The following is a 4,890-nucleotide window of genomic DNA, read 5'->3' as shown; positions in this document are numbered from 1 at the left end:
CCTAGGAAAAAAGGCTGTGTGTACGGTGCGGGCGTGTCGGGGGCAACAATCTTTGGCTATGTGGGGGGAAATCCGCTGAGCTTCACAGACCCGATGGGATTGCAGACTGTTGGGCCACGCGGAATCCCGTTGCCTGGTCCGGGGATCGGTCCAGGTGCCGGTGGTCGTGGTGGCTACGACCCAAGAACTGACATGTTTATTCCAAAGCCGGGCATGTCCCTGCCTGGTCAAACTACAAAAAAGGTCGATAGCGCCGAATTGGAACAATGTAAACAAGATGCTGATGACGCACTTGACCGTGCTTACGACTACTGCAAGGCGCTCGGCGCAACCTACAACGACTACCGCACACGCAAAGCTTGTGAAGAAAATGCGTTCAGAAAATATACCAAGAGGCTGCAAGAATGTGAGCAGCAATGCAAATGATCAAGAAAACCGCATCCATTGAGTTTTTTGTTGACGAAGCCGCAGACTTGCTACTGGCGTATGAACGCCCACCGCAAGGCACAGACGAAGGTGATTTGGAAGAGGTGTTGAGCCTGTCCTTGAGTAGCATCAGGGGGCGTGAACCAGCGGAAATCCAGCGCACATTAGGTCGCTTGGTGCTGTCGTTTCTGAACTCTCGCAGTTCCAAAGGGTTGAATCTTCCTCGTGATCTGGAAGACGAAAAAAAGCTGGATGAGCACCACTTCGGTCAGCTGCAAGCAATGGCAGATACGAATACGCCAGAGGCAATCTATGACTTGGCCGTGAGTCTGATCGGTCGAGGTATGAGCAATGACAGTTGGGCCGACGTTGAGCAGGGTGAAGCGCTCTTGAGCCAAGTCGTCAGTGCAGGATTTCCTGCTGCTATCAAGTACCAGGCTGAAGTCTGGGCGTTGATTCGTCCAAGGCTTGAGCAGAAACTCAAGCGCACTTAACAAAAATTCCGACGCATTGAATGCTACAAAATAAATAGCCACATACGCACGTTCCACTAGCGCTAGCAGCCCGTTTCTCTTCTAACTCTCAAGTAAAAAAGCCGCCTGCAACCCCTTAGCCGCTAAAAGCTGGGGTTCACAGGCGGCGTGTGCCGCAGGGTGGCGGTGCATCAAGCCGAACGGCCCTGCACCTTACTCCTGAGCTGGCCGCGCTCAATGTAGGCATCAATGAGCTGCAGCACCTGGCGTTTCTCCGTTGCGCCCAGCTTCTCAATGGCCAGCAGACGCCGGCGCAGCCGGCTGTCCCCCTCCTGCTTGGCCAGCTTGCGCTTAGGCACCTGGTGCCCGTACAGCGTATCAATCGACACCCCCAGCATCTGCGCAATGCCCGGCAGCAGGTGCGCAGGCGGCGTCACATCCGGCTGCTCGTAATAAGCCACCATGCGCTGAGAAATCCCCAGCTCATTGGCCAGCTCGGTTTGCGTAAAGCCTGCAGCCTTGCGCAGCGTAGCCAGGCGCTCACCAAACCCCGTGACCACCTGCTCAGGCGCCAAATCCATGCGTTTGCCCATACCCAGACCTTCCGTGTGACTTGCTTCGTGTGAAGCCAAGTCTAGGCAGCTCTGGGGGTGCAAAACAGGTTTGAGTCGTGTTGACATACGTTGAACGTATATGATACCGTCCATCAAATTGTTTGGCAACTGAGCGTATATCGCTCACAACAAGAGGACGTGTATGCCCCGCATCCCCGATCAAGAAGTCCAGCGGCTAAAAGACGAAGTGGCGGTGCAGCGCCTGGTCGAGGCGGCGGGTGTCGAGTTGCGCAAGTCCGGCAAGGACTGGATAGGTAAGTGCCCGTTTCACGACGACAGCGAACCGTCATTGGTCGTCACCCCGGCCAAGAACCTCTGGCACTGCTTTGGCTGCCAATGCGGCGGCGGGCCGATTGACTGGGTGATGAAGCTCAAGGGTGTGAGCTTTCGCCATGCGGTCGAGTTGCTCAAAGACGATTCATCTTTAGCCGCTGTGTCCGGTGAGCCGGTCAAACGCAGCACGGTGCGCGCCTTGCCGCCGCCGGTCACGCTGGACGCCGACGACCGGGCGCTGCTGCTGCAGGTGGTGGACTACTACCACCAGAGTTTGAAGCAGTCACCCGAGGCGCTGGCCTACCTGGTGCAGCGCGGCTTGACGCACTCCGAGCTGGTCGATCACTTCCAGCTGGGCTATGCCAACCGGACCTTGGGCCTGCGCCTGCCCGAGAAGAACCGCAAGGCCGGTGCCGACATCCGCACCCGGCTGGAGAAGTTGGGCATCTACCGTGAGAGCGGCCACGAACACTTCAATGGTTCGGTGGTGGTGCCCGTGCTGGGCGCGCAGGGGGAAGTGTGCGAACTCTACGGGCGCAAGATAACGCCGCGCCTGCGGCCCGGCACACCGCTGCACCTGTACCTGCCCGGTCATGCCGAGCGAGGCCGCGGCGTGTTCAACATCGCGGCGCTGCAGGCCAGCAAAGAAATCATCGTCTGCGAAGCCATCATCGACGCGCTCACCTTCTGGTGCGCCGGTTACCGCAACGTCACCACGGCGTATGGCGTCGAAGGTTTCACCGATGAGCTGCTGTCTGCCTTCAAATCTCACGGCACCGAGCGCGTGCTGATTGCCTACGATCGCGACGATGCCGGCGAACGCGCAGCCGCCAAGCTGGCCGAGCGGCTCATGGCCGAAGGCATGGAGTGCTTCCGCATCCAGTTCCCCAAGGGCATGGACGCCAACGAGTACGCGCTCAAGGTAACCCCGGCCACCAAGAGCCTGGGTTTGCTGATTCGCCAAGCCAGTTGGTTGGGCCAGGGAAAGCCGCCAGAGCGCCTTGCAGTGCCCGCAGCCCAAGACTTACAAGCCAAATCGGCCACCAGCCCAGAGAACACGGGCGCAAGCAGCTATGAAATTAATAGTAAGAGTGCGCCCGTTGAACTGCCTGCACTGCCTGCCACGCCCATGCCCGAGGCGGCAGAGGGGCCGTGGGTGGAGGTGCTGCAGCGTGAACAGGGCCGCGAGGTGCATATCCGTTTCGGCGAAGGCGCAGCCGCCAGAACCTGGCGCGTGCGCGGCCTGGAGAAGAACCTCTCGCCCGATGTGCTCAAGGTCAATGTGCGCATCGCCATTGCATCGCCGGACGGTGGCGCCTTCCACGTCGACACGCTCGACCTGTACAACGCCAAACAGCGCGGCCACTTCGCTGGACAGGCCGCAGCCGAGACCGGGCTGGACGAGCGCCACCTCAAAGCCGATCTCGGGCGCGTGCTGATGGCGCTGGAGAGCGTGCAAGACGAAGCCATTGCAGAAGTGCTGCAGCCCACACCCGCCGACAGCATGACCGAGCCAGACAGAGCCGACGCGCTGGCCTTGCTCAAAACCCCCGACCTGCCGGCGCGCATCCTGGCCGACTTTGAAGCGGCGGGCGTGGTGGGCGAAGCCACCAACAAGTTGGTGGGCTACCTGGCCGCGGTCAGCAGGAAGCTCGACCGGCCGCTGGCCATCGTCATCCAGTCCAGCAGCGCAGCAGGCAAGAGCAGCTTGATGGACGCCATCCTGTCCTTCGTGCCCGAGGAGGAGCGCATCCAGTACAGCGCCATGACCGGGCAGAGCCTGTTCTACATGGGCCAGACCAACTTGAAACACAAGATTCTGGCGATAGCCGAAGAAGAGGGCGCGCACCGCGCCAGCTATGCCTTGAAGCTGTTGCAGTCCGAGGGCGAACTCACCATTGCATCCACCGGCACCGATGCCGCCACCGGCAACCTCATCACCCAGGAATACAAGGTTGAAGGGCCGATGAGCCTGTTCATGACCACCACCGCCATCGACATTGACGAAGAGCTGATGAACCGGTGTTTGGTGCTGTCAGTCGATGAGGCGAGAGAGCAAACCCGAGCCATCCACAAACTGCAGCGAGAGCGCCGCACCCTCGCAGGCCTGACCCGCAAGCATGAAAAAACCGCCATCCTCACTATCCACCGCAACGCCCAGCGGCTGCTGCGCCCCTTGGCCGTGGTCAACCCCTGGGCCGACCAGCTCACCTTCCTCGATGACCGAACCCGCACGCGCCGCGATCATGAGAAGTACCTCACCCTGATCGACACCATTGCGCTGCTGCACCAGCACCAGCGGCAAATCAAGAGCGCCACGGTCGCCGGTGCCGTGGTCGAGTACATCGAAGTCACCTTGGCCGATATCGAACTGGCCAACCGCATTGCGCATGAAGTGCTGGGCGTCAGCCTCGATGAATTGCCGCCGCAGACCCGGCGCATGTTCGCGGGCGTGCAGACGCTCGTGCGCCAGAAGATGGCGGCGCAGGGCTTGCCCCAGCGCGATATCCGCTTTAGCCGCTCAGAGGTACGCGCGGCCACCGGCCTCTCGGACACCCAGGCGCGCATTCACCTGGACCGGCTGGCCGCGCTGGAATACCTGCTGACGCACCGGGGCCAGCGCGGGCAGAGCTTTGAGTACGAGCTGCTTTATGACCAAGGCAGCGACCAGGCTGAAGGGGTGCCGGGCGGGCCGCACCTGTCCGGCCTGATTGACACGGCGGCGCTGCAATCGGCCTCGCAATCTACAGCTACGAATCCGAGTTCGCGGGGGCAAGTGGGGCAGTTCGCGGTCCCATCGCGGCCTCAAAACGCCCCCAACGCGGGGGGTGCGCGGGCTACTGAAACGCCCGCCAAGGCGCATGGAATAAGGGCTGCAGGCGAATTACCCGATGCACAGCCCGCCGCACGCGCCACCCCCACGGCGCGCGCAAGCGCGTCGTACCGTCAAGCGCTGGCGGCTTGAGCCATGCGCAAAGGCCAGCTCCTCAAAACCCGCCAACGCGCCGCTGTCAAACCCGCAGGCCCGGCCCACGCCCAAGACGACCCACTGGCGCACAAGCTGCTGCTGCGCTACATGGACGAACACTTCGAGTGGATGACGG

The 4,890-nt window shown here is 61.3% G+C and carries 4 protein-coding genes; 3 read left to right on the top strand and 1 reads right to left on the bottom strand.

What is annotated here, in order from left to right:
* Positions 1-426, top strand: a 426-nt coding sequence (locus ABI660_RS22985) for a hypothetical protein (RefSeq protein ID WP_348072512.1), incomplete at its 5' end; no start/stop codon positions are given.
* The gene (locus ABI660_RS22980; protein ID WP_348072510.1) at positions 423-920 is read left to right on the top strand and encodes a hypothetical protein; all 498 of its coding nucleotides are present in this window, start codon (positions 423-425) and stop codon (positions 918-920) included. The genes ABI660_RS22985 and ABI660_RS22980, both read left to right, overlap by 4 nt.
* A 170-nt stretch (positions 921-1,090) precedes the next feature.
* Here the strand turns inward: ABI660_RS22980 and ABI660_RS22975 are convergent, their stop codons facing one another.
* Positions 1,091-1,492, bottom strand: coding sequence for a helix-turn-helix transcriptional regulator (locus tag ABI660_RS22975; protein WP_348072508.1), 402 nt, complete (start codon positions 1,490-1,492; stop codon positions 1,091-1,093).
* Positions 1,493-1,655: 163 nt separating this feature from the next.
* On the opposite strand from ABI660_RS22975, the gene ABI660_RS22970 reads away from it, so the two are divergent.
* Positions 1,656-4,751: a CHC2 zinc finger domain-containing protein gene (locus ABI660_RS22970; protein ID WP_348072506.1), complete on the top strand. Its 3,096-nt coding sequence runs from the start codon at positions 1,656-1,658 to the stop codon at positions 4,749-4,751.
* Positions 4,752-4,890 lie beyond the last annotated feature (139 nt).

The sequence above is a fragment of the Polaromonas sp. genome, from assembly GCF_039930745.1.
Classification (GTDB): Bacteria; Pseudomonadota; Gammaproteobacteria; order Burkholderiales; family Burkholderiaceae_C; genus Polaromonas.
The sequence above is the reverse complement of the archived record's forward strand: the minus strand, read 5'-3'. Positions and strand labels throughout refer to the sequence as shown.